This is a genomic window from Acrocarpospora pleiomorpha (assembly GCF_009687885.1).
GTDB lineage: Bacteria > Actinomycetota > Actinomycetes > Streptosporangiales > Streptosporangiaceae > Acrocarpospora > Acrocarpospora pleiomorpha.
Genome location: NZ_BLAF01000060.1, coordinates 20,416 through 43,929, shown reverse-complemented (window position 1 = coordinate 43,929; position 23,514 = coordinate 20,416). Strand labels below are relative to the sequence as shown.

At 67.4% G+C, this 23,514-nt stretch carries 21 protein-coding genes and 1 riboswitch; of the genes, 8 read left to right on the top strand and 13 right to left on the bottom strand.

Features of this window, described 5'->3' with window-relative positions; translation table 11 throughout:
- Positions 1 to 101: 101 nt before the first annotated feature.
- Entirely contained in the window at positions 102 to 1,178 is a 1,077-nt protein-coding gene (locus tag Aple_RS39060) for a DUF4349 domain-containing protein (RefSeq protein ID WP_155349801.1), read from the bottom strand.
- A 354-nt stretch (positions 1,179 to 1,532) separates the two neighbouring features.
- Here Aple_RS39060 and hemG point away from each other — a divergent pair, with 354 nt between their 5' ends.
- Together hemG and hemQ are read left to right on the top strand one after the other, a co-directional pair.
- Complete coding sequence (gene hemG, locus Aple_RS55060; RefSeq protein ID WP_246265056.1) at positions 1,533 to 3,206, top strand: protoporphyrinogen oxidase; 1,674 nt, start codon at positions 1,533 to 1,535, stop codon at positions 3,204 to 3,206.
- Positions 3,160 to 3,873 (top strand): hydrogen peroxide-dependent heme synthase, encoded by a 714-nt coding sequence (gene hemQ / locus Aple_RS39050; protein ID WP_155349800.1) that lies wholly within the window; start codon positions 3,160 to 3,162, stop codon positions 3,871 to 3,873. The genes hemG and hemQ overlap by 47 nt, the downstream gene beginning before the upstream one ends.
- A gap of 184 nt (positions 3,874 to 4,057) precedes the next feature.
- On the opposite strand, the gene Aple_RS39045 is transcribed toward hemQ, so the two are convergent.
- The 3 genes from Aple_RS39045 to Aple_RS39035 all read right to left on the bottom strand — a co-directional run bounded on the left by Aple_RS39045 (position 4,058) and on the right by Aple_RS39035 (position 7,345).
- The gene (locus Aple_RS39045) at positions 4,058 to 4,633 is read right to left on the bottom strand and encodes a hypothetical protein (protein WP_155349799.1); all 576 of its coding nucleotides are present in this window, start codon (positions 4,631 to 4,633) and stop codon (positions 4,058 to 4,060) included.
- A 137-nt stretch (positions 4,634 to 4,770) separates the two neighbouring features.
- Positions 4,771 to 5,421, bottom strand: coding sequence for a response regulator transcription factor (locus tag Aple_RS39040; protein ID WP_218038728.1), 651 nt, complete (start codon positions 5,419 to 5,421; stop codon positions 4,771 to 4,773).
- A gap of 61 nt (positions 5,422 to 5,482) precedes the next feature.
- A complete protein-coding gene (locus Aple_RS39035; protein ID WP_155349798.1) occupies positions 5,483 to 7,345 on the bottom strand; it encodes a sensor histidine kinase in 1,863 nt (620 codons plus the stop codon).
- A 163-nt stretch (positions 7,346 to 7,508) separates the two neighbouring features.
- Here Aple_RS39035 and Aple_RS39030 point away from each other — a divergent pair, with 163 nt between their 5' ends.
- Positions 7,509 to 8,042: a hypothetical protein gene (locus Aple_RS39030; RefSeq protein ID WP_155349797.1), complete on the top strand. Its 534-nt coding sequence runs from the start codon at positions 7,509 to 7,511 to the stop codon at positions 8,040 to 8,042.
- Between the two features lie 142 nt (positions 8,043 to 8,184).
- Here the strand turns inward: Aple_RS39030 and msrB are convergent, their stop codons facing one another.
- Complete coding sequence (msrB, locus tag Aple_RS39025; RefSeq protein WP_155349796.1) at positions 8,185 to 8,583, bottom strand: peptide-methionine (R)-S-oxide reductase MsrB; 399 nt, start codon at positions 8,581 to 8,583, stop codon at positions 8,185 to 8,187.
- A gap of 126 nt (positions 8,584 to 8,709) precedes the next feature.
- Between msrB and ligD the strand changes: the two genes are divergently transcribed.
- Together ligD and Aple_RS39015 are read left to right on the top strand one after the other, a co-directional pair.
- On the top strand, positions 8,710 to 9,708 hold the full coding sequence (gene ligD / locus Aple_RS39020; protein WP_174889933.1) for a non-homologous end-joining DNA ligase: 999 nt from the start codon (positions 8,710 to 8,712) through the stop codon (positions 9,706 to 9,708).
- Positions 9,709 to 9,834: 126 nt separating this feature from the next.
- The gene (locus tag Aple_RS39015; RefSeq protein ID WP_170321891.1) at positions 9,835 to 12,387 is read left to right on the top strand and encodes a tetratricopeptide repeat protein; all 2,553 of its coding nucleotides are present in this window, start codon (positions 9,835 to 9,837) and stop codon (positions 12,385 to 12,387) included.
- Here the strand turns inward: Aple_RS39015 and Aple_RS39010 are convergent, their stop codons facing one another.
- Positions 12,388 to 12,966 (bottom strand): DUF333 domain-containing protein, encoded by a 579-nt coding sequence (locus Aple_RS39010; RefSeq protein WP_155349794.1) that lies wholly within the window; start codon positions 12,964 to 12,966, stop codon positions 12,388 to 12,390.
- 129 nt (positions 12,967 to 13,095) lie between these two features.
- On the opposite strand from Aple_RS39010, the gene glgX reads away from it, so the two are divergent.
- On the top strand, positions 13,096 to 15,210 hold the full coding sequence (glgX, locus tag Aple_RS39005; RefSeq protein ID WP_155349793.1) for a glycogen debranching protein GlgX: 2,115 nt from the start codon (positions 13,096 to 13,098) through the stop codon (positions 15,208 to 15,210).
- Here the strand turns inward: glgX and Aple_RS39000 are convergent.
- Positions 15,207 to 15,611: a hypothetical protein gene (locus tag Aple_RS39000; protein WP_155349792.1), complete on the bottom strand. Its 405-nt coding sequence runs from the start codon at positions 15,609 to 15,611 to the stop codon at positions 15,207 to 15,209. The two genes, glgX and Aple_RS39000, sit on opposite strands and share 4 nt — an antisense overlap.
- Before the next feature lie 189 nt (positions 15,612 to 15,800).
- Between Aple_RS39000 and Aple_RS38995 the strand changes: the two genes are divergently transcribed.
- Entirely contained in the window at positions 15,801 to 16,502 is a 702-nt protein-coding gene (locus Aple_RS38995) for a pyrimidine reductase family protein (protein WP_246265055.1), read from the top strand.
- Positions 16,502 to 17,608 (top strand): ATP-dependent DNA ligase, encoded by a 1,107-nt coding sequence (locus tag Aple_RS38990; protein ID WP_246265054.1) that lies wholly within the window; start codon positions 16,502 to 16,504, stop codon positions 17,606 to 17,608. Before Aple_RS38995 ends, Aple_RS38990 begins: the two co-directional genes overlap by 1 nt.
- 44 nt (positions 17,609 to 17,652) lie before the next feature.
- On the opposite strand, the gene Aple_RS38985 is transcribed toward Aple_RS38990, so the two are convergent.
- The 6 genes from Aple_RS38985 to Aple_RS38960 form a co-directional block, all read right to left on the bottom strand.
- Complete coding sequence (locus tag Aple_RS38985; RefSeq protein ID WP_155349790.1) at positions 17,653 to 18,081, bottom strand: OsmC family peroxiredoxin; 429 nt, start codon at positions 18,079 to 18,081, stop codon at positions 17,653 to 17,655.
- Positions 18,082 to 18,141: 60 nt separating this feature from the next.
- Positions 18,142 to 18,933, bottom strand: coding sequence for an ABC transporter ATP-binding protein (locus tag Aple_RS38980; protein WP_170321890.1), 792 nt, complete (start codon positions 18,931 to 18,933; stop codon positions 18,142 to 18,144).
- A gap of 11 nt (positions 18,934 to 18,944) precedes the next feature.
- Positions 18,945 to 19,769: an ABC transporter permease gene (locus tag Aple_RS38975; protein WP_155349788.1), complete on the bottom strand. Its 825-nt coding sequence runs from the start codon at positions 19,767 to 19,769 to the stop codon at positions 18,945 to 18,947.
- 49 nt (positions 19,770 to 19,818) lie between these two features.
- Complete coding sequence (locus Aple_RS38970) at positions 19,819 to 20,808, bottom strand: ABC transporter substrate-binding protein (protein ID WP_155349787.1); 990 nt, start codon at positions 20,806 to 20,808, stop codon at positions 19,819 to 19,821.
- Entirely contained in the window at positions 20,808 to 21,929 is a 1,122-nt protein-coding gene (locus Aple_RS38965; protein WP_218038727.1) for an agmatinase family protein, read from the bottom strand. The genes Aple_RS38970 and Aple_RS38965 overlap by 1 nt, the downstream gene beginning before the upstream one ends.
- A gap of 50 nt (positions 21,930 to 21,979) precedes the next feature.
- A riboswitch (guanidine-I (ykkC/yxkD leader) is annotated at positions 21,980 to 22,091 on the bottom strand.
- A 187-nt stretch (positions 22,092 to 22,278) separates the two neighbouring features.
- The gene (locus Aple_RS38960; RefSeq protein ID WP_155349786.1) at positions 22,279 to 23,373 is read right to left on the bottom strand and encodes a trypsin-like serine peptidase; all 1,095 of its coding nucleotides are present in this window, start codon (positions 23,371 to 23,373) and stop codon (positions 22,279 to 22,281) included.
- Between the last annotated feature and the right edge of the window lie 141 nt (positions 23,374 to 23,514).

Here is a 23,514-nt window from a genome sequence, read left to right as displayed (position 1 = left end):
TGGGCGACCCCTCTTGGTTCCGGTACGGCGGGACGTGGATCAGGGGTGATCGGCGCCGGGGAACGGCGAGCAACCCTATGGTGGCCCTTTCGTGTGAGTTGTTAGCTTTCGGATTTGGCGCTGCTTGAAGACGCTTCTGCGGGGGCGGGAGGGGCTTCCGTTTCGGTGGCCTTCTCGGTTGCCGCGAATGCGGGGGCGGGGGTCGGGGCCGGGCGAGTGGGGCGTACGCGGCGGAGGATGCGCCAGGCGGCGAACCATAGGACGGCGAGGACGATGAGCCAGGGGAGGAGGGTGCCGAGCAGGGTGAGGCCGATCTCGACCGCGTCGACCAGGGCGTTCCAGCCGACCTCCAGGCCGCCGAAGAAGCCGCTCGGCTCTTCCTCGGGGATGTCGACCACGATGTTGGGGCCGATCAGGGTCAGCGTGACGGTGGCCATGCCGGTCTGCTCGGCGAGTGCTTTCTGGCGGGCCTGAAGCGATTCCAGCTCGGCGGTCCGGTTCTGGATCTCCCGCTCGATCTCCAGGATTTCCCCGATCTTGTCGGCCTTGGTGAGCAGCAGCCGGAACTGGTCCAGCGCAGACTCCGCCGACTTCACCCGGGCCTCGACGTCGGCCACCTCACCGGTGACATCCTGTGCGCCCTGGTGCAGGGACCGCCGCTCACCGAGATCGCTGCCCAGCTTGACCAGCACCTCCGCGTAACGCGCCGGGGGGATCTTGAACGTGACCACGGCCTCGCTGCTGCTCCCGCTGAAAGCCGTGCTCTTCTCGTCCGCGACATAACCGCCCGCGCCGACCACGATCTGCTTGGCGCTGTCACTCGCCTTCGCCACGTCCTGGGCCTGCACGGTCAGCTCGGCCGTGTAAATGATCGACCGATCCACGGTCTGGATCTTGATCGCCTGAACGGGTTCGCTCCCGCCCCCGGAAGCGTCGCCGGCGGCGCCAGACTCTGCCACCGCCGGTGCTTCCGGCATCGCCTTGCGCAGCGCCGAATCGTCGGCAGCGGTGCCGACCGCGGGCATCGGAGCGGAATTCCCCGACGACGTTTCGGCGCCACCCCCGCACCCCGCGAGCAGGAACGCCGCCATCGCGAGCGGAATCACCAGGTATCCCATCAGCGAGGACGCCCACCGGGCTCCTCGCGCCCTGCCGGCCGTGAGCCGCAATTTCTTCATGCCCTTGAAGACGCTTCTTGCGCACCCCCGGTTTGAAGCGAGTCGTCACGATGCTGTCACGGCCAACCTCTCACCCCATCACGACTCGCGCCCCGCTCTGTATGGGCCCGCATCTCACTCCCGCTTGCCACTCGGCCACGGCCCGCAGCGCGCTCGGCCACGGCTGGCGTCTCGCTCCCGTTTTCCACTCGGCCACGGCCCGCAGGGCTCTCCGCCACGGTTCGCATCTTGCACCGTCACCATTTGGCCCTATCGCGTCACGGTGACCCGCTGGCGGGTTAGGGGAGCCTGGGTGAGTTGGTGAGCATGGGTGAGGTGGGGGACTGTCGGTGGTGCCGAGTAGCGTTGAGCGGCATGGGGATGGACAAGCATGTCGTGATCGTGGGGGCGGGGATTGCCGGTTTGGCCGCGGCGTGGTTTCTGCGGTCGGCGGCTCCCCGGCTGCGGGTCACGGTGCTGGAGGGCGCGTCTCGGGTCGGCGGGAAGTTGCACGCGTCTGAGGTCGCGGGTGTGTTGATCGATGCGGGAGCCGAGTCCATGCTGGCGCGGCGGCCGGAAGGTAAGGAGCTGGTCGCGGCCATCGGGCTGGGAGATCAGCTTGTGGATCCCGGCACTATGCGATCGTCGATTTTCTCGCGGGGCGAGTTGCGTCCGATGCCCGCGGGTCAGGTGATGGGTGTGCCGTCCGATCTGGCCGCGCTGGCGCGATCGGGCATCCTGTCGCCGGGCGGTTTGGCCCGGGTGCCCATGGATCAAGTGCTGCCGCCCACGCTGGTGAATGGTGACATATCCGTTGCCGAATACATCAAAGCCAGGATGGGTGACGAGGTCGTTGACCGGCTGGTCGAGCCGCTGCTGGGCGGGGTCTACGCGGGACGAGCCGATCACCTGTCGCTGGCCGCCACCATGCCCGCGATCGCGGCGGCCGCGCGGACCGAACGATCACTGCTCCGAGTGGCCAAAGACATCGTGGCCGCCGTGCCGAAAGACGCCGGGCCGGTGTTCACCACCCTCAGGGGCGGGCTGGGCAGCCTCCCGCCCGCTCTGGCTGAGGCCTCGGGCGCGCAGATCAGGACCGGAGTGATGGTGCGCGGGCTGAGCCGTACCCAGACGGGCTGGCGGCTTGTCACCGGCCCGACCAGGGAGGAGGCGATGATCGAGGCCGATGCCGTCATTCTCGCCGTCCCCGGGCCAGCCGCGTCCCGCTTGCTCAGCCACGACGTGCCCACCGCTGCCAGCGAACTCGCCCAGATCGAATACGCGAGCATGGCCATCATCACCCTCGCCTACCCCCGGGACGCGTTCTCCGCTCTACCCGAGGGCACCGGATACCTCGTCCCGCCAATCGAGGGCCGCGCGGTCAAGGCCGTCACATTCAGCACGTCCAAGTGGCCGCATCTCGCCGACTCCGCTGCCGACTCGGAGGGCGTTTTCGCAGGCCATTTCGCTGTCGATTCGGCGGGAGGTTTCGTCGCCCACTCCGCTCCGGACCATGGGGCTGACTCGGTCGCAGGGACTGTCGCTGGATCTGGTAGCCGATCTACTGCTGGGTATGCTGCCGAATCCGTTGGTGCAACTCCTCGCGGCTCCGTCGCTGGCTCTGTTCCTGGAACGCGGAGTGTTTCCGGTTCCGATCTCGTTCTGGTTCGTTGTTCGATTGGGCGGGTCGGGGAAGAGCATGTGCTCCAGCGTGATGACGCCGACCTGGTCGCTCTCGCCATGGCCGAGTTGGCCGAGACCGCTGGAGTGCGGGGGCGGCCGGTCGACTCGCGGGTCAGCCGGTGGGGTGGCGGGCTGCCGCAGTACAACGTTGGTCACAATGAGCGGATTGCCCGCGTTCGCGCTGCCGTCGATGTTCATCCTGGGCTGGCGGTCTGCGGGGCCGCCTACGACGGTCTTGGAATTCCGGCCTGTGTGGGGACTGCGAGGAGAGCAGCATCCCGGATTCTGGAGCACCTCGACCCAGGGGGAGAATGTCATCATGACGGAAGGCACCCAGGAAACGAGCCCGCGGCTCAAGGCACGTGATCTCAACAACGTGATCCGCTACACGATGTGGTCGGTCTTCCGGCTGCGTGACGCCCTCCCCGGGAACCGCGACACGCTGGCAGAGGAAGTGGCGGAGCTGCTAGGGCAGGCGGCGCAGAAGGATGTGGTGACCCGCGGCGTCTACGACGTGGCCGGGTTCCGCGCTGACGCGGACTTCATGGTGTGGTGGCACGCCCCTTCGGCCGAGGACCTCCAGGAGGTGTACGGGCGGTTCCGCCGTACCGGCCTGGGCAGGGCCAGCGAGCCGGTCTGGTCGGCGATGGCGCTGCACCGCCCGGCCGAGTTCAACAAGTCGCACATTCCCGCCTTCCTCGCCGAGGAAGAGCCGAAGGGTTTCGTCTGCGTCTACCCGTTCGTCCGTTCCTTGGACTGGTATCTCCTGGACGAGTCGGAGCGCCGGACCATGCTCGCCGAACACGGCAAGATGGCCCGCGACTACCCCGACGTGCGCGCGAACACGGTCGCCTGCTTCGCGTTGAACGACTACGAGTGGATGCTCGCCTTCGAAGCCGACGAACTCCACCGCATCGTCGACCTGATGCGCCACCTCAGGGGCGCCGAGGCCCGCCGCCACACCCGGATCGAGATCCCCTTCTACACCGGCACCCGCAAACCCATCAGCGAACTGATCGCCGCTCTCCCGTAACGCCGCAAACGAAAGCCCACCGGCTAAACAGGTTCGGTCAAACGGCAGGCTCGGTCCGGTGCCGAGCACGGTGGCTGCCGGTCGGTGGGCCCCAATGGGTTGGCGAACCTCACTGGGGGGAGAGGACCACCACTCTCCCGCCGTGGTCAGCATCTTGCGCCCCCAGCACGGATCGCGGAGCGGGTTAGGTCGCCGCTCTCCTGCGGCGGCCAGGGCTGGGGTGTTGTCGGGGCGATGCGTGTGGTGGTTGCTGTCGGCGGGTTCCTGTGGTGGACAGTGTGGCCCACAGAGCTGCTTCCACCAGAGGGCCCGCTGCTCCGAGCAGCATGGCGAGCGGTAGGGCTGCTGGGAGTGCGATGCCGAGGATCGGTTGGTTCTGGCGGAACATGGCTATTCCCATCAGTGCTGATCCGGCTAGCCATAGGGCTAGGCCCGGTAGGAACAGCATGGATAGTTGTGGGGGCGGTTGGTTGGTTAGGAGCAGGGTCATGCTGACGGGGATGGCGATCAGGCCGTGTGCCAGCGCGTACAGCACGGTGCCGATGTTTCCGGGGAGGCCCCATTTCGGATTTGCTCGGCGGATCGTGAGCACGCCTGGGATGGCGCTGGCCAGATAGAGCGAGTACGCCGCCTCAATCAGGTAGTCGCCCGCGCTGGCGAACGGCACCACCTGTGTGTGAACCAGCTGGGCGACGCCCAGCACTGCCGAGGCGGTGGCCACCAGCGGCGGCCATGGCCCTAACCCAGAGAGCCTGGACAATCCAGGGAGCCTGGACAACCGAGAGAGCTTGAACAACCGAGAGAGCCTGGACATTTCGCCCTCCTCAACGAGGATCGATTTTCTGTCCAGCCTCGAACTGGTGCTTTCCTGATCACCAGGGAAAAGCATCCCGGTAGTTACGGACTGTGTGGGAGGCCAAGACCGGCGGATCGGGCGGATTCGATGGCGTGGGCGCGGTCGTGGGCGCCGATTCTGGGGAGGATGGCGGAGATCGTGTTGGCTACGGTTTTGGGGCTCAGGTGGAGTTGCTGGGCGATCGCCTGGTTGCCCAGGCCCCTCGCCAGGAGGTCGAGGACTTCGCGTTCCCGGTGGGTGAGCTGCGGGAATGGGGGAGCGGCCGTCCTGGGTGGAGCGTGCAGGAGGGCGATCAACGACTCGGCCGTGCCGGGGCCGAAGACGGCCTGGCCTCGCGCGGCGGCGCGGACGGCGGCGATGACGTCGTCCTGGCCGGAGTTCTTGAGAAGGTAACCGCGGGCTCCGGCGCGGACGGCGGCCAGCAGGGACAGGTCGTCGTCGGACATGGTGAGCATGATCACCGTCGGCGGGGATGGTTCCCTGGTCAGGCGGCGGGTGGCCTCGATGCCGTCCATGACCGGCATGGCGATGTCCATCAGGACCACATCCACCGGCTGCTCTCGAACCGCGCGCAGGGCCTGGACACCGTCTCCGGCGACAGCCACGACCTCGATGCCCTCGACAGTGGACATCAGGGCGCGCAGGCCATCCCTGACGACTGGGTGATCGTCGGCGACCAGGAGGCGGATCACCGGGGGTTCCAGGTGTGCAGGTCGTGCTGGAGCGGGTGATTGTCGGCGGTCGGGAGGCGGATCATTGGGGGATCCAGGCGCGTACGGTCGTTCCGGAGGGGGCCGACTGGATGGTGAGGGTGCCGTCGAGTTCTTCGACGCGTTCGCGCATGGAGGTGAGGCCGGTGCCTGGGTGGGTGTGGGGTGGGAGGCCGGAGCCGTTGTCGGTCACCGTGATTTCGAATCCCTTTTGGGCCGGGCGTAGGTGGATTGCGCAGTGGGTGGGGGTGGCGTGGCGTACCGCGTTGGTGAGGGCTTCGCGGGCGACGAGGTAGAGGGCCACTTCGGCGGCGGCGGTGAGGGGCGACGTGCCGGTGATCGTGACGTCGATGGGGAGGCCGCCCGCGCGGAGTTCGGCGGCGGATTGTTCGATCGCCCTGGCCAGGCCGAGTTGGGCGAGTTCGGGGGGACGAAGGCCGCGGACCACGCCGCGTACGCTGGTGCCGGCCTCGTGGACCTGGGCGCGGATCTGGGTGAGCAGGCCGCGTGCCCGGTCCGGGTTGGCCGCGAGCGCGTTTCCGGCCGCGTCGACCGTGAAGCCGATTCCGGCCAGGACGGGACCGAGCCCGTCGTGCAGGTCCCGGCTGATGCGCCGGCGCTCCTCCTCCCTGGCGGTGACCAGCAGCAGCCGGGAGCGTTGCAGCGCGGCCGCGCGGTGGGCGGCGGCGAGCGCGGCGCCCGCCTGCAGGGCCAGCTGGTCGAGGGCCCGCCGGTCGCCCGACGATTCCCGCGAGACCAGGACGGCGCCGAGCTCCTCGCCCTGGAACCGGAGCGGAACCGCCAGCGTGACGGGCGCGGGACGACCCCTTTCGACGATCTTCAAGGGCTCGTCGTGGCCGCCGAGTTCGATTCGCGCGTACGGAGTCCTGACGGCTTCCACGACGGCGTCGCCGACGGCGGCCAGGATTCCGGCCGGGTCCGAGGTGTCGGCGAGGCGTCGGGCCAGGCGGGCGTGGACTTCCTGGGGGTCGGAACGCCCGCCGTACAGGATGCGACCGGCGGCGCGGCCGAGCCAGTGGTGGAGGGGCTCGACGGCCACGGCCACGGCGACGGTGGCGGGGATGGTGGTGCCGGTTAGCCGTACGACCAGGAGGTAGAGCAGGACGAGTGCGCCGGCGAGCAGGGCCAAGGTCAGGAAGCGGCGGAGGGGGAGGCTGGTGTCGTACAGGTCGTGGCGGAGCATCGCGACGGCGACACAGATCGGTAGGGCGAGGATGAAGGGGACGCCTGCTCCGGGCAGGGGGACGAAGGCGGGGAGGAACGCACCCAGCACGGCCAGTACCGCGCCGACGCAGATCCACAGCAGTTGCAGGCGGAGAGGGCCACGGGCGCGAGCCGTCCGAACCACCAGGCCGACCGCGGAGACGGCCGCGATCGCCGCCAGGGTGCCGACGATCGGCAGTGTGAACAGTTGGAGCGGGCGCAGCGCCTCGATCGCGATGGGGCTGCGCGCGTCATCGGCCGGGATCAGCGCGGCGGTGACCGTGAACAGCACGATCGCGATGATCGCGACCGCCGCCACCGGCCGCCAGCGAGGTCCGGGCAGTTTCCCGTCGGGCACCAGTAACAGCAGCAGCGTGCATCCGGCCAGCAGTGGCGGCGCCCAGGTCAGTGCGGCGAGTCCGACCGCCCAGTCGGCCGCGGGCCAACCCGCGCGTGAGCCGTACGCACCGGCGGCGTAGGTGACGGCGCTGAGGCCGGCTAGCAGGCAGAGTGGCCCCACCGCGCCGCCTTTGCGATGGCTGATCAGGTATGCCCCCAGCGGCGTGAATCCCAGCGCCAGCGCCGCGTCGACCGGGTCACCCGGTCGGATCACGCTGCCCACGCCTACCAGCGCGCAGGACAGCCCGAAAACACCCCAAGCCAGAGCCGATCGCACGCTCACGGGACTCATTTCCCCATAATCCGGTTCCCGCTGTCACGGGACGATATGCCCGGCATCCCGGGAATGCGTATGCCTGTTCTGCATGATTCCCGGCCACGATCTCGCCTCTATTGCGATACTCGGACGAAATTCCTGTCATTTGCGAGGGGCGATGTCGGTCGGGGTGGCACGTTCCAGAGGAAAACGACGGCGGCCTCGATCGCGGGTCGCGGAGATCAGCATCGGCGTGGCCTGCCTGATCCTCGGCGGTGTGGCCATCGGCACCCAGCTGCTGCGATCCGATCCGCCCCCCGCCCCGGTGGCCGCCACTCCGACCGCCACGGGCGAGCTTCACGTGGTCAACACGGACAAAGACGACGAAAAGAAGGTCTCGGATAAGTCTGAATACACCAGTGATTCCGCCGTGGCCTACTTCAACAACCGCTGGGCCGACAAAACGAACGGCCGGGTGACCGACATCCGGGCCACCGGCCGCTACCTGCGGATATACACCGACTTGCCGGAGAGCGCCAACAACTCCAAGACCGCCCTCCGGCTCTGCGAACGTGGCCTGCTCTACCTCGCCTCAATCGGCGAGCGTGACCCTGTCGTCTTCGTCCAAGCCCAGTTTGGCGAGAACGGCAACCCCGTCCTCGCCAACATCCTCGGCCCGGACGACACCGACTGCCGAGTCACCCACCCCGAACCCGAGGCTTAGAACGACTGGCAGAATGAGCAGGTCGTCGGCTTACTCGCCGTTATCCGGCGCCGTTCGCGCGGGTGGTGGTTCTCGCCGCACCGGCGCCAGGAGCTACTGTGACGCCGGCCCAGCGCATTTCACCAGATCTCGAACCCGGGGCTTAGGCGGGCTTGAGGGTCAGGCTTACTGAATTGATGCAGTAGCGGTCGTCGGTGGGGGTGGCGTAGCCCTCGCCGTGGAAGACGTGGCCCAGGTGGGAGTCGCAGGTCGCGCAGCGGACCTCGACGCGGGTCATGCCCAGGGTGCGGTCCTCGATCAGGGTGACGGCGTCTGATTTGGTCGGCTCGAAGAAGGACGGCCAGCCGCAGTGCGACTCGAACTTGGTCTCCGAACGGAACAGCTCCGTCCCGCACGCCCGGCAGCTGTAGACGCCAACGGTCTTGGTGTCGACATACTCCCCCGTGAAGGGCCGCTCGGTGCCCGCCTGCCGCAGCACCCGGAACTCCTCCGGGGACAGCTGCACACGCCACTCGGCCTCGCTCTTGACCACCTTGTCCATGCTCACCAGCCTTGTTCGTCGGGTTCACTGGAGTCAACCCGACCCCCCGCCGGAAACTTCCCGGGGACATTTCCGGGTGGGGGCGGGCGGCCATCCCTGAGGCTATAAGTGGGTATCGTCCGAGCTATGGCATCGCCGTACATAGAACTCGACGTCGAGGGTCGGACCGTCAAGGTCAGCAACCCGGACAAGGTCTACTTCCCGGGCATCGGCGCGACCAAGCGCGAGCTGGTGGAGTACTACGTGAGCGTCGGTGACGGCGTCCTGCGGGCGGTGCGCGAGCGCCCCACGTACATCAAACGCCACCCCGACGGCATCGAAACCGATGCGATCTACCAGAAACGCATGCCCAAACACCCCGACTGGATCGAAACGGTGAACGTCCGCTTTCCCAGCGGTCGTACGGCTGACGCCTTCTGTCCCACCGAAGTCGCCGGCATCGCGTGGTGCGCCAACCTGGGCACGATCGACTTCCACCCCTGGCACTCCCGGCGCGGCAACCTCGACCATCCGGACGAGCTCCGCATCGACATCGACCCCCAGCCCGGCACCGGCTTCGACCAGGCCAGAAAGGTGGCGTTCACGGCCAAGACCGTCCTCGACGACCTCGGCCTGACCGGTTTCCCGAAGACCTCGGGAAACCGCGGCATCCACATCGCCGTACGGATCGAGCCCCGCTGGACCTTCACCGAAGTCAGGTACGCGGCGATCACCTTCGCCCGCGAGGTCGAACGCCGGGCACCCGACCTGGCCACCACCGCCTGGTGGAAAGAGGAACGCGGCGAGAAGGTCTTCATCGACTTCAACCAGAACGCCCGCGATCGCACGGTCGCCAGCGCCTACTCGGTCCGCGCCAAACCAGAAGCGCCGGTCTCCGCCCCCGTGACCTGGGAGGAACTGACCGACTGCGACCCCCGCGACTTCGACATCCGGACGATGCCGGAGCGCTTCGCCAAGCTCGGGGACGTGCACCGCACGATCGACGACCAGTCGTTCTCGCTGGAGGAACTGCTCCAGAAGTACCAGGAGGACGAACGCGGCGATATGCCGTACCCACCGAACTATCCGAAGATGCCGGGCGAGCCGAAGCGAGTCCAGCCCTCGAAGGCGCGACACGACGACTAGGCACCAAGCGCACGCTTGCTTGGTGCTGAAACGGGTGGAAGTGACAATTCGATACATCCATGGACCGCCATGGGTGGTCCAGGGGGCTGGGCTAGCGGCGGAGCGGGCATGGGTAGATGGCGGCGATTGGTCTCGGGGCTCGCGCTGGCGGTCGCGGCCACGGCGACAATCGCGCTCGTCGCGCTCTCCCGGATTCCCCAACCGCCCACCTGGCTGGCGGTGCTGATCGCGGGAGTCGCCTTCTGCGTCGGGCTCGCCGCGGACCCTTTCAAGAAACTCAGCGGCGAATGGATCGAGCAACCGCGCCGGCAACACGCCGCCCTGCTGGCGCACACCCGAATGCACAGCCGCTCGGGCCGGCTCCAGCGAGTCCGTAACTGCGCCAACGCCATGGCGCTTGGCGTGCATCCGGCCGCTCGGGCGGAGACCGCCGACGGCGACGCCGGTCAGCCCCCATACGTCGAACGCGATTTACAGGAACGCCTGAAGGAAGCGGCGGATGAAGGCGGACTGGTCATCCTCGAGGGCGCGTCGACCGCGGGAAAGAGCAGGCTCGCCTACGAGTTCGTCCGAGAATCCTTACCGGACCGATGGCTGGTCGTGCCCGCGGGACCCACCTCGCTGAGGGACATCGCCCTGGCCGGAGTTCCGATCGGAAACGCGGTGATCTGGCTCGACGACATCGACCGGCATCTGATCGGCGGCGGCCTCGACGGCAGCGTTCTCGACGCGCTCTGCCCGCAGGACTCGAAAGATGTGCTCATGCTGGCCACGCTACGTGCGGAGGCACGCAACGAGTTGACGGACGTGCGGCTGGAGACGGCCATCTCCCGGGCCGTCGACGACGTCATGCGACGCGCTCGGGTGCTCTATCTGGATCTGAAGCTGACCGAGCGGGAGCGCACCCGTGCGGCGGACCTGAGGAGCGACCTGCGCATCGCCGCCGCCCTCGACCAGCCGGGCGACGCGGGGTTCGCCGAATATCTGGCGGCCGGTCCGGCGGCGCTCGAACGCTGGCAGTCCGCGCACCACGGGCAGAACGTGGTGGCCGGGGCGATTATCAGCGCCGCGATCGACGTGCGGCGTGCGGGGTTACCGGGGCCGATCAGCCGTTCCCTGCTGGCGAGCGGCGTTCCCCTCTATCTGGACCACCGGAGCCGTGAACGGCAGAGCGACGACGCATTCGATCTCGGGATCGAATGGGCGATTCAGCCGGTGAAAGGGGCGAGTTCCTGCCTCGTGCCCGTAGGCACGGAGAATTTCGAGCCATTCGACTATCTGGTCGACCATGTCCAGCGCACCGAGAGCATCGACACGATCCCGGGCGCACTCTGGTCCGAACTGATTTCGACGGCGGACATCGCGGATCTGACGCCGATCGGCCTGTCCGCTTATCGGGCAGGCCGATCCGACATCAGCGAGGAGGCGTTCCTCCGCATTGCCGAGAGCGGCGAGGAGTGGGCCAACGGCATTCTTGGATTCCTCCAGCAGGAGGCCGGACGGATGGCGGAGGCGGATACCTCGTATCGGCGAGCCGCCGAAAGCGGGCAGACCTCCGCCATGTTCAACCTGGCCAAGTTGCACAAGGAACTCGGCGATCAGGAGCAGGCCGAACAGTGGTATCGCCGCGCAGCCGATGACGGGCACAAGAGCGCCGCCTACAATCTGGCGAAACTGCTCAAGGGTCAGGATGAGGCCGAACAGTGGTATCGGCAGGCGGCCGAAGCGGGTCATCCGGGCGCGATGAACAACCTCGGCGTCCTCCTGGTCAACTCCGGTCGGCGGACAGAAGCCCTGGAATGGTTTCGCTCGGCGGCCGACGCCGGAAGCGTGGACGCCATGTGCAATCTGGGATCCGTCCTCGATGATCGCGCGAAGAACGAGGAAGCCGAGGCCTGGTATCGGCGCGCGGCCGAGGCCAATCATGGCAGCGCCATGAACAATCTGGGTCTCAGCCTGCACAACAGGGGCCTGAAAGAGGAGGCCGAGGAATGGTACAGGCGGGCGACCGAAGCCGGAAATCCAACAGCCGCCTATAACCTCGCCACCCTCCTGACCCAGGACAATCGGAAGGCAGAAGCCGAAACCTGGTTCCGCCAGGCGGCCGAAGCCGGCCAGAGCAAGGCCATGTACGCCCTTGGACTACACCACACCGAAGTCGATCGGGATGAGGCCGAGTCCTGGTTCTACAAGGCGGCGAAGGCCGGCCATGGCCTGGCGATGTACGAACTCGCCGCGCTGCTGATGAAGCGGCGCAGGAACGAAGAGGCCGAGTACTGGTTTCTCCGAGCGGCGGAGGCGGGCCAGGATGAGGCGATGTATCAGCACGCCTTCTTGCTGATGAGGATGGACATGATCGAGGAGGCCGAACTCTGGCTTCGCCGGGCCGCTGAGATGAACCACGACCAAGCGATGTACCTGCTGGCCGCCCTGCTCGAAAAGAGGGGCAGAAACCAGGAGGCCGAGAATTGGTTCCGGCTGGCCGATCCCTCGGGCCGTGCCGTAACCCAATACCACCTACGCGGGATGCTCAGGAATCTGCATGAGCCCGTCCCCGAGCGCATGGACCGTTCCTTATTCGAGAACGACAAGAGCGACGGGATAATCGTATTGGATCAGTTCCTGGACTCGAGGGAACCCGAGGAGGCGGACACGCCTCAAGATAAGCAAGAGTCCTGATCATAGAAGGGGAAGAGGGGGCGCCGGTTTAGGCGGCATCTGGACGGCATTCGTCCCGGTCGGCGAGGGCGAAGGGCTCGGGCTTCGATAGCGGAACTTGTAGGTCAGGTCAGGGCCCACGGGTGGGCTGGACGCGCGGGAGGCCAGGCCCCAGGTGTCGATGATGGAATTGTCGCTGAAGACGCAGAGCGGGATCGGGCGGGTCGTCTGGTTGTCGGTGGGGACCCAGCCCTTCGGGTCGGTCTTGCCGCCCAGGGCCAGGCAGTAGGCGGCGGCGGGGTTGATGGCGCCGTCGACGTCGGGCGCGGGTGGCCTGTTGACGTAGGCGACGGAGGCCAGTGTGGCGTGCGGGGCCGCCAGCGTGGTGGTGCTGATGAGGATCTTGGTGCCGTCGGGATTGCGGAAGACGCACATGGGTTGTTCGATGGTGGGCGCTTCGGGGTTCTTCGGCACGTAGGACTGCACTGTCCCGCCCTGAGCCTTGCACCAGTCCTCAGGGGTGGACGATCCGCCCGCGGCCGCGAGGGCCAGGCTGGGCGCCTCGTGGGTGCATCCGGCAAGGAGGACGATGCTCAGCAATAGGGTATGAAACCCCACGTACCTCATGAGCTTCCCCCGATGCTCCACGATACGGCCTACCAAAACAGACTAGCGACCGGGAAATTCACGGGGTGCGGAAGGGGGCTCATCAGTGGACAATGGGGATACATGCGCGATGTCTGGCCTGGAGAGCCGTACCCACTCGGCGCCACCTGGGATGGGGTGGGCACGGGATTTTCGGTGTTCTCCGAGATCGCCGATCGGGTGGAGTTGTGCCTCTACGACGACGATCTCACCGAGACACGGGTGGATCTGCCGGAGATGGATGGCTTCGTCTGGCACGGCTACCTACCTGGGGTGATGCCCGGCCAGCGGTACGGCTACCGCGTGCACGGCCCCTACGATCCACGCCGCGGGCATCGCTGCAACCCGGCGAAGCTGCTGCTCGATCCGTACGCGAAGGCGATCGAGGGGGAGGTGCGCTGGAACGAGTCGCTCTTCTCCTACTATCTCGCGGATCCAGGGCGGCTGAACAGCGACGATTCGGCGCCGTACATGCCGAAGAACATCGTGGTGAACCCGTTCTTCGACTGGGGGCACGACCGGCCGCCGCGCACGCCGTACCACGAGACGGTGATCTACGAAGCGCATGTGAAGGGTCTCACCATGCGCCATCCCCAGGTGCCCGAGCGGGAGCGGGGGACCTACGCGGGGCTCGCGCATCCTGCGGTGATCGAGCATCTGCTGTCGATCGGGGTGACGGCCGTCGAGTTGATGCCGGTGCACCAGTTCGTCCCGGAGCACTTCCTGGTGGCGCGCGGGCTGACCAACTATTGGGGCTACAACACGATGGCCTTTCTGGCCCCGCACAACGGGTATTCGAGCGCGGGGCAGCGCGGCGAGCAGGTGCAGGAGTTCAAGAGCATGGTGCGCGCTCTGCACGAAGCGGGCATCGAGGTCATCCTCGACGTGGTCTACAACCACACGGCCGAGGGCGACCACATGGGCCCCACGATCGGGTTCCGCGGGATCGACAACGCGGCGTACTACCGGCTGCTGGACGCGGACAAGCGCTATCACCTGGACTACACCGGATGCGGGAACTCGCTCAACGTGCGCTCGCCGCACGCGCTTCAGCTGATCATGGACTCGCTGCGGTACTGGGTCCTGGAGATGCACGTGGACGGTTTCCGGTTCGACCTGGCCGCCGCGCTGGCCAGGGAACTGCATGACGTGGACCGGCTGTCGGCGTTCTTCGACCTGATCCAGCAGGACCCGGTGATCTCCCAGGTGAAGCTGATCGCCGAACCGTGGGACGTCGGGCCCGGCGGGTACCAGGTCGGAAATTTCCCCCCGCTCTGGACCGAATGGAACGGGAAATATCGCGACACGGTCCGGGACTACTGGCGCGGCGCCTCAGCCACTATGCCGGAGTTCGCCTCCCGCCTCACCGGCTCCAGCGACCTGTACGCCACCGGCGGCCGCCGCCCGATCGCCTCGATCAACTTCGTCACCGCGCACGATGGCTTCACGCTCAACGACCTCGTGTCGTACGACCGGAAGCACAACGAGGCGAACACCGAGCACAACCGGGACGGATCCGACGACAACCGCTCCTGGAACTGCGGCGCCGAGGGCCCGGTCGAGGATCCGGAGATCGTGCGGCTGCGCCGCCGGCAGCGGCGTAACTTCCTGGCCACCCTGTTCGTCTCCCAGGGCGTGCCGATGCTCACGGCCGGGGACGAGTTCGGCCGCACCCAGCACGGCAACAACAACGCCTACTGCCAGGACAACGAGCTCTCCTGGGTGGACTGGTCGCTGGCCAGGACCGAAGGCGACCTGCTGGAATTCGTCCGGGCCATCGCCGCCTTCCGCCGCGACCACCCGGTCTTCCGCCGCCGCCGTTTCTTCTCCGGCCGCAAGGACTCCGAGGGCATGCGGGACATCGTCTGGCTCACCCCCGCGGGCCGGGAAATGGACCACGGCGACTGGCACGCCGGATACGCCAAGTCCATCGGCGTCTTCGTCAACGGCGACGCGATCACCGAACCCGGGCCGCGCGGCGAGAAGATCGCCGACCAGTCCTTCCTGCTGCTGATCAACGCCCACCACGAAGCGGTGACGTTCAACCTGCCAGGCGCGGAGTACGGCGTCAGCTGGCAGGCCACGATCGACACAGCCGGGGAACGGGTCAGCGACGACCCGTTCCCCGACCAGGCGTGGACCTACGGCTCGGAGGTCCACGTCGCCGGCCGATCGCTGCGGATCCTGCGCTCGGTCTAGCGCGTGATCTGCGTGGCCGTCAGCAGGACCAGCACGAACGCCGACACTCCGGCCACACCGTGCAGCAGCACGGCCAGCCGCTGGAACCGCCGTTCCGAACCCCGGGCGTGGCGCCCTTCTCCTCCCAGCCATCGGGTGAACATGGTGAAACCGAGCAGCGCGACCACGGTGAGCACGAAGAAGGCGACCCACGCGTACCAGCGCTGCCCGGTGATCAGGAATGCGGCCCACAGGCCGAGCCCGGTGACCGCCAGCAGTGGATGGCTGAAGATCAGCGTGTTCGGGTAGCGGGTGACCTTGGTGGCCTGCCGGCGGAGGCCACCGCCGCCGAGCCAGAGAAACAGTAAGTAGATTCCGACGATCGCGGCCAAGAGCCACGCCGCCAAAGCGACAAGCGGCACGAATGCCCCCTCCGACAAGTCTCCCCACCCATCGGTATATCTGCCTCGATCCAACACCGATCTTGACATTCGGGCATCAGGAGAGACTAAAACGTTACTCGGCGTGTTTATGGCCGAACCTCCGAGCCGGACTCCCGGACTGTCGGTGCGCTGTGCCAGTGTAGAAACGTGCGTCAGATACATCCTCACGTGACCGAGGAGCCGGATCTCGTCGCCGCGTATGGCTATCCGCGAGCCGCGTGGCTGCGCCTCAATATGGTGTCCAGCGCCGATGGCGGAGCCTGGCTGAAGGGCGTCTCCGGCGGGCTGTCCGGTTCGGGGGACAAGCGGATCTTCGGGTTGCTGCGCGGCCTGGCCGACGTGATCCTGGCGGGCGCGGCGACCGTGCGGGTGGAGGGATACGGGCCGGTCGAGCCTCGGGAATCCTGGCGCGCGCTGCGCGTCGGCCGCTCGGCCGCGCCTCCGATCGCGGTCGTCACCCGCAGGCTCGACCTCGATCTCGGCGGCCCGCTGTTCGCCGACACCGACCCGGCCGCGCGCACGATCGTGTTCACCACCGAGGCCGCGCCCAAGGACCGGCGGCGCGAGGCGGCTCGCTCCGCCGAGGTCGTGGTGGCCGGGGACGAGCGGGTGGACCTGGCCCGGGTGACGATGGAATTACGCGCTCGCGGGCTCGGCCGGATCCTGTGCGAGGGCGGGCCCCGGCTGAACGCCCAGCTGTCCGCGGCCGGTCTGGTGGACGAACTGTGCCTGACCGTCAGTCCGCTGCTGATCGGCGGCGACGCGGCCCGGATCTTCAACGGCACCGCCGCCCAGTGCGCGCTGGGCTTGGCGCACGTGCTGGAGGAGGACGGCTTCCTCTTCTGCCGCTACGTCCGGGAGGGCGCATAATGACGGAAATTTCGGATTTGACGCTGCCGGTGCTGCCACCGGTCTCGCCGATGCTCGCCAAAGCGGTCAAAGGCATGCCGCCGCAGAACGGCTCGCTCTTCTACGAGCCCAAATGGGATGGCTTCCGGTGCATCGTGTTCCGCGACGGCGACCAGGTCTTCCTGGGCAGCCGCAACGAACGCCCGTTCACCCGCTACTTCCCCGAGCTGGTCGAGGCGATCAAGCGCGAGCTGCCCGACCGCTGCGTGGTGGACGGCGAGATCGTCATCATGCGCGGGCAGACCCTCGACTTCGACTCCCTCCAGCAGCGCATCCACCCCGCCGCTTCCCGGGTCAAACTGCTCGCCGAGAACACCCCCGCGTCGTTCATCGCCTTCGACCTGCTCGCCGTGGGCGAGGAGAACCTGATGGCGCTCCCGTTCGCCGAGCGCCGCGCCCGCCTGGAAGAGGTCACCGCCAAAGCCGGCGATTCGGTGCGGCTTACGCCGATCACCACCATCCAAGAACGCGCCAACGAGTGGTTCGAGATGTTCGAGGGCGCCGGGCTCGACGGGATCATCGTGAAACCGGGCGGGTCGCCGTACGAGCCGGACAAGCGGACGATGTTCAAGGTCAAGCACGAACGCACCGCCGACTGCGTGATCGCCGGGTATCGGGAGCACAAGAGCGGGCCGATCGTGGGGTCGTTGCTGCTGGGGCTGTATTCCGACGACGGGCGGCTGCACCATGTGGGTGTCTCCGCGTCGTTCCCGATGAAGCGGCGGGAGGAGCTGGTGGCCGAGTTGGCGCCGTACCGGATCACGGAGATGTCGGAGCATCCGTGGGGGGAGTGGGCGGCCTGGGCAGGCAACGGCGTCGGTGGCGGCCCGGAGGGGCAGCGGCTGCCGGGCGCGGTGTCGCGGTGGAACGCCAAGAAGGATCTGTCGTTCATTCCGCTGCGGCCCGAGCTGGTGATCGAGGTGGCCTACGACCACATGGAGGGCGAGCGGTTCCGGCACACCGCCCAGTTCCGGCGCTGGCGGACGGATCGGTCGCCGGAGTCGTGCACGTATGACCAGCTGGAGAAGCCGATCGCATACAACCTGGACGACATTCTCGCCCGGTAGAACCGAAACGGCCCCCGTCACTCGCGACGGGGGCCGAACTGGTCCTAGCTGAGCAATTCGGCGTTGAGGCTGATCGTGGTTCCGGCGAGGGCCTTGCTGACCGGGCAGTTGGCCTTCGCCGTTTCGGCGGCGGCCTGGAAGTCCTCGGCGGTGATGCCGGGAACGTGCGCCCGGACGGAGATGACGATGCCGGTGATGCCCTCACCCGGCTGGAACGTCACGTCCGCCTTGGTCTCGACCGACTGCGGCGGGGTGCCCGCCTGAGCCAGCCCGTGCGACAGCGCCATCGAGAAGCAGGAGGAGTGCGCGGCTGCGATCAGCTCCTCCGGGCTGGTCTTGCCGTTCGCCTCCTGGGAGCGGGAGGCCCACGTCACATCGAAGGTGCCGACCCCCGAGGTGTCGAGCGATACCGTGCCCGAGCCGTCGAGAAGCGCGCCCTTCCACTGGGTCGTCGCGGTACGCGTGGTCGCCATTGTCGATATCCCTTTCAGTTCAGAGACTGTCACCGCCGACCCTAGTGCCGAGGGCGGCGGCTATGGCGAACCGGCATGCCTCTTGAGGGTCTGGTGTGCCCGGTGCTCGGCCCGGACCAGGTCCTCGACGCGCGCCCGAAGAGCCAGGAACTCGGTGCTTCGCCGTACCTCCAGAGTTCGGGGTTCGGGGAGGTCGACCGGGATGTCCTGGCTGATCCGGCCGGGGTCGCTGGACAGCACGAGCACCCGCTGGCCGAGGAAGACGGCCTCCTCGACGTCGTGGGTGACCATGACGATCGTGGTGCCGACGTCCTGCCAGATCTGCCGGATGAACAGCTGCATGTCTTCTTTTGTCTGGACGTCGAGTGCGCCGAAGGGCTCGTCGAGCAGGAGCACCCTCGGCTGGCAGGCCAGCGCCCTGGCGATCGACACCCGCTGCTGCTGGCCGCCGGACAGCTTGCCCGGCAACGTCCCGGCGAACGCGGTCAGGCCGACCTCGTCCAGCAGCCACCGCACCCGCTCGTCCCGCTCGGCCCGGGGCACGCCCAGCGCCTCCAGGCCGAAGGCGACATTGCGGGCGACGCTCCGCCACGGGTAGAGCGAGGCCGTCTGGAAGGCCATGCCACGATCCGGCCCGGGGCCCAGCACCTCCTGGCCGTCCAGCAGCACCTGCCCGGTCGTCGGGCGGGCCAGCCCCGCGATCAGGCAGAGCAGCGTGGACTTCCCCGACCCGCTGGCGCCGACGACGGTGACGAACTCGCCCGGCTCGATGGCCAGATCGATGCCCGAAAGCACCGGAATCCCGGCGACGTACTCCCGGCTCACATCGACCAGTTGCAGACCATTGCTCATTACGCCAATGCTCATAGCGCCCACCGGCCGACGCGGGCCCGGACGAGCCGGAGCGTGATGTCGATGGTCAGACCGATCAGCCCGATCACGATGAGGATGGCGAAAATACGGTCGGTCTGCAGGAACCGCTGCGCCCGGGTGATCCGGTAGCCGAGTCCGGACGTCGCCGCGATCAGTTCGGCCACCACCACGAAGTTCCAGGCCGCCGCCGCGTTGACCCGCATCGCGTCGAGAATGCCCGGCAGCGCGTACGGGAAGACGACCCGCGCGGCCACCCGGGCCCGGCCGGCGCCGAGGATGGCCGAGACCTCCAGCAGCCGGGCCGGCACCTGGCGGACCACGTCGGCGGTCATCAGCGTGTTGAAGAAGACCACCCCGAGCACGAGCAGGGCGATCTTCGAGGTCTCGCCGATGCCGAGCCAGATGATCAGCAGCGGGATGAACGCCGAGGCGGGCAGGTAGCGCAGGATGCCGATCACCGGCTCCAGCAGCGGCTGCGCCCACCCCAGCGTGCCCATCGCGAACCCGAGCGGCACCGAGATCAGCACGGCCAGGCCGAAGCCCGCGCCGATCCGGCCCAGGCTGGCCAGCAGGTCGGCGGGCAGATCGCCGCTCTCGATCATGGTCAGGCCCGCCGCCCAGACGTCCGGCGGGGACGGCAGGAACGTGTCCTCGACCAGGCCGCTCACGCTCAGCGCCCACCAGCCCGCGAGCGGCACCAGAATCGAGGCCGCCCGCAGGATCCACGCGGTCCGGCGCGACACGTCGGTCTTGAGCAGCTTGACCCGCCGTGGCGTCGCCCGTATCTCAGGCAGAGCCGACCGCACGCTCACCATCCCGAACGCCTGACGAAATTTCGGGAAATGTCGGGCGGGCGGAGGGCGGTCACGGCTGGACTGCCTGGACGAACTTGGGCTCGAACAGGCCGTCCAGCGGCGGCGCGCTGTCCACCAGCTTGGTCGACACCAGGAAGTCGGAGATCAGCTTGGCCTGGGCGGGCAGGTCGGTCGCGAACGCCTCCCGGTTCTGCTCCAAACTGAAGATCGTCGTCCCCTTGTCGTACGACTCGTAGTCGGCCACGCTCACCCCGCCGCGCTTGGCCATGATCTCCAGCGCCTTCGGCCGGTTCGCGGCGATCCACTCGATCGTGTCGAACCAGGTCGCGACCAGGCCCTGCACCGACTTCTCGTCCCGGCCCAGCAGATCCTTCGTCACCACCAGATGATCGGGAATCGCGCCCGGGAAGTCCGCCGAGGTGGCGATCGCCTTGCTGCCCTCCCGCTGCAACGCGGTCGAGGTGAACGGCGCGAACGCGCCCACCGCGTCCACCTGCCCCGCCACGAACGCGGCCGCCGCGGCGTCGGTCAACATCGGGGTGAACTGCACGTCCGCCTCGGTCAGCCCCGCCTTGCGCAACGCGAGCAGCAGCAGGTAGTGATCGACCGTGCCCTGCTCGGCCGCGACCGTCTTCCCCTTCAGGTCGGCCAGCGTCTTGATCTCGGGCGCCGCGATGATCTGGTCGTTGCCGGTGGAGTTGTCGTTCACCAGCACGATGCTCTGCTTGGCGCCGCCCGCGACCGAGGCCAGCGTGTCGTTCAGGGTCTGGCTGTTGGCGTCGATCGTGCCCGTGGCCAGGGCGTTCAGGGAGTCGGTGTAGCTGTCGAAATACTTCAGCTCCACCTGCACGCCGTTCTTCTCGAACAGGCCCTGCTCGGCGGCCACCTGCCAGGGGAACCAGCCAGGCCAGGCGCTGAAGCCCAGAGTGATCTTCTCCGCGGCGGCCGGGGCGGCCGAGGGGGTGGCTTCGGGTTCGCTGGCGCATGCCGTACCGAACAGGGCGAGGGCGGCCAGGGCGGGCAGTAAGCGACGGAACATCACGCCGCTCCCTTCTTCTTGGGGAGGTGACCCGCGCGGACCAAACACCCGAGGGTGTCGCAGATCACGCGGGTGGCGATAAGAGAGGTGATGTCGGCGTTGTCGTACGGCGGGGAGCACTCCACCACCTCGATCCCGGCCAGCGGCCGGGCGTCGGCGATGAGTTGGATGAACTTCAGCACCTCACGCGGCAGGAACCCGCCCGGCTCGGGCCAGCCGGTGCCCGGCACGAACGCGGCGTCCAGGCAGTCCACGTCGAACGACAGCCAGACCGCCTCCGCGCCGTCCCAGGCGACCTCCAGCGCGCGCTCGGCCGCGGTCTCGATCCCCATCTCCACGCAGTCGGTCACCGTCATGATCGTCGTACCGCGCTCGCGGCCGACCTTCACGCCCGGACGGGGGGCCTGCCAGCCGCCGATGCCGATCTGCACCAGGTTCTTCGCGGGGACATTCGGGATGTCGGTGGCGTGGAACCAGGGCGTGGTGTGCATACGCTCGTCCAGGTCGGTTTCCTGGGTGTCCACGTGCCGATCGAAATGGATGATTCCGATATTACCGGAATGGTGTTCGGCGATGCCGCGCACGGTGGGGTAGCCGATCGAGTGGTCGCCCCCGAGAATGACGGGAAACGCACCCGAGCCGTACACATGCGAGACGCCCTTCGAGATCTGGTCGAAGGTCTTCTCGATGTTCGCGGGGATGGTGAAAATGTCCCCCAAATCACACATCGTAATGGATTCCCGCAGGTCAACCCCCAGCTCGAAGCTGTACGGCCCGTACAACGCGGATATCTTCCGAATCCCCTGCGGCCCGAAACGAGTCCCCGACCGATAGGTGGTACCCCCATCGAAGGGCGCCCCCAGAATGGCCACATCGAACTCGCCACATTTCCTGACATCTTCGACATATGGTGCTTTGAGGAAGGTGTTGATGCCCGCGAAATGCGGCAACTCCCCCCGGGAGAATGTCGGGATGCTGCGATCCACAATGGAATCCGCCCCCGGCAGGCCGTATTCGAGCCCGCGCGCGATCTCCCGCTCGTGCATCGTCGTGGGCAGCAACGCCTCACGCTCGACCGCGTTCCGCGCCTCGGGTCCGTAGTTGTGGTGGAGATGTCCCACGGGCACTCCTCATCGGGAAAGCCTCATACACAGAGGCAGCCGGAATGACTGTCTCCCGGGCTTTTCTCCCGCCGTGGAACGGCCGCCGCTCAGGCGCCCGCCTGCACCTCTCGGACCAGCCCCCAGCCCACCGGCCAGAACGGAACCCTAGGTGCGCCCCACCCATCGGAGTGAGTCCCCTTCATGACAGCGCCGCCCTGTTTCACCCGTGTTTCCACTACGTACCTGTCAGGTGACCCTGCTCGGCACTTGGTAGATTGAATCTACATAGATTGAATCTACGTAGGTCACGCCGCCACACTCGGTCGACGATGTGATCATGACGCAGCGAGTCTCGTCTTCGGCCGGTTCAGGAGCTCCAGCGCGCGTTGGCCAGGTCGTACAGCTGCTTCGTGTATCCGTCGAAGTAAGGGCCGGTCCAGGTGTCGTAGCGGTTGTTGCTGTCGGTGTCGCGGACTCGGCTGATGACGGAGTTGAGGTTTCCGACGCGGGACATCGGGTCGTCGCCGCCGGTGTTGTAGCTCCACAGGAACGGTGATCCGTCGGCGCCCGGGGTGAACGAGCAGATCTGGTTGTTGATGGGGCGTCCCCATCCGACATGGGCGTCGGCGCCCTGGTAGGGCGCCAGTTGCCCGATGGTGCCGTAGCACCACTTCATGGTCCACCCGCTGTACGGCTTGTCGCCGTCCAGATGCCCATGATGCGGGTACCCGAACACGTACCCGGTCAGTTCGATGCCCTGGTTCCAGGCCAGCCCGTTCCCGCCCACGAAGTCGCCGATGCGCTGGCCGGATGGCTGCCCGGTCTGGCTGTCCAGCTTGGACACGTTCACGAACCCGTAGTCGGAGTCGGGATCCCCGAACACAGCCCAGTCGTCGAATACCCAGCCGATGTACGGCGACCAACTCCCGTACGGCCATTTGAGCAGGCCGTCGTTGTAGCCGGGGATGAACGCCCAGTGCTCGTACACCTGGCCGGTGGCGGGGTCGACGATGCAGTGGGCCGCGGTGGCGACCACGTTCTTGAACTGGCTGGTGAGCACGGTGCCCGAGCAGTAGACCCACTCGTCGGTGGCTTCCTTGTAGATGAAGATCTTGCCGACGTTGATGGGGAATTCGATGTCGTCGAGCGCGGCGAGGGATTTCCCGGCCGGGGTTGTCGCAGCTGACGCCGGCACGACTCCGGCCGGTCCGGTCGGGCCGCGTTTGGCTGACTTCGGCGCGTTCTTTTTCACGACCTCGAGGGGCTTCGCGTCGCGGGCGGCGGCGGGTGTGAGCTTCCGGTTGGTTTCGAGGGCGTTCTCCTGGAACCGGGTGAGGCCACCCGGTTGGGTCACCGCCATGATCCGGTGGGCCGAAGCAGGTGCCGGGATGACGGTCAACAGGGCGGCGACAGCCGTACCCACGATGAGGGTGATCGTGAGTCTTGGTGCTGAGGTGGCCATCGGTCTCCTTCGACGCCCTGTCGGGAATGTGTCGCGTGTCCGGAATTGAGCGATCGAATCGAGATCATCGCTCGCCGTGCTGGCGGCAGTCAAGCGGTGACTTGACTGCGATATTGCTCTAGTGATCGTTTGAAATATCCA

Excerpts from the sequence above, each read along its gene's own strand:
- Aple_RS39060 (WP_155349801.1), bottom strand. The coding sequence starts at position 1,178 with ATGAAGAAATTGCGGCTCACGGCCGGCAGGGCGCGAGGAGCCCGGTGG.
- hemG (WP_246265056.1), top strand. The coding sequence starts at position 1,533 with ATGGGGATGGACAAGCATGTCGTGATCGTGGGGGCGGGGATTGCCGGT.
- hemQ (WP_155349800.1), top strand. The coding sequence starts at position 3,160 with ATGACGGAAGGCACCCAGGAAACGAGCCCGCGGCTCAAGGCACGTGAT.
- msrB (WP_155349796.1), bottom strand. The coding sequence starts at position 8,583 with ATGGACAAGGTGGTCAAGAGCGAGGCCGAGTGGCGTGTGCAGCTGTCC.
- ligD (WP_174889933.1), top strand. The coding sequence starts at position 8,710 with ATGGCATCGCCGTACATAGAACTCGACGTCGAGGGTCGGACCGTCAAG.
- glgX (WP_155349793.1), top strand. The coding sequence starts at position 13,096 with ATGCGCGATGTCTGGCCTGGAGAGCCGTACCCACTCGGCGCCACCTGG.
- Aple_RS38990 (WP_246265054.1), top strand. The coding sequence starts at position 16,502 with ATGACGGAAATTTCGGATTTGACGCTGCCGGTGCTGCCACCGGTCTCG.
- Aple_RS38985 (WP_155349790.1), bottom strand. The coding sequence starts at position 18,081 with ATGGCGACCACGCGTACCGCGACGACCCAGTGGAAGGGCGCGCTTCTC.
- Aple_RS38980 (WP_170321890.1), bottom strand. The coding sequence starts at position 18,933 with ATGAGCAATGGTCTGCAACTGGTCGATGTGAGCCGGGAGTACGTCGCC.
- Aple_RS38975 (WP_155349788.1), bottom strand. The coding sequence starts at position 19,769 with ATGGTGAGCGTGCGGTCGGCTCTGCCTGAGATACGGGCGACGCCACGG.
- Aple_RS38970 (WP_155349787.1), bottom strand. The coding sequence starts at position 20,808 with ATGTTCCGTCGCTTACTGCCCGCCCTGGCCGCCCTCGCCCTGTTCGGT.
- Aple_RS38960 (WP_155349786.1), bottom strand. The coding sequence starts at position 23,373 with ATGGCCACCTCAGCACCAAGACTCACGATCACCCTCATCGTGGGTACG.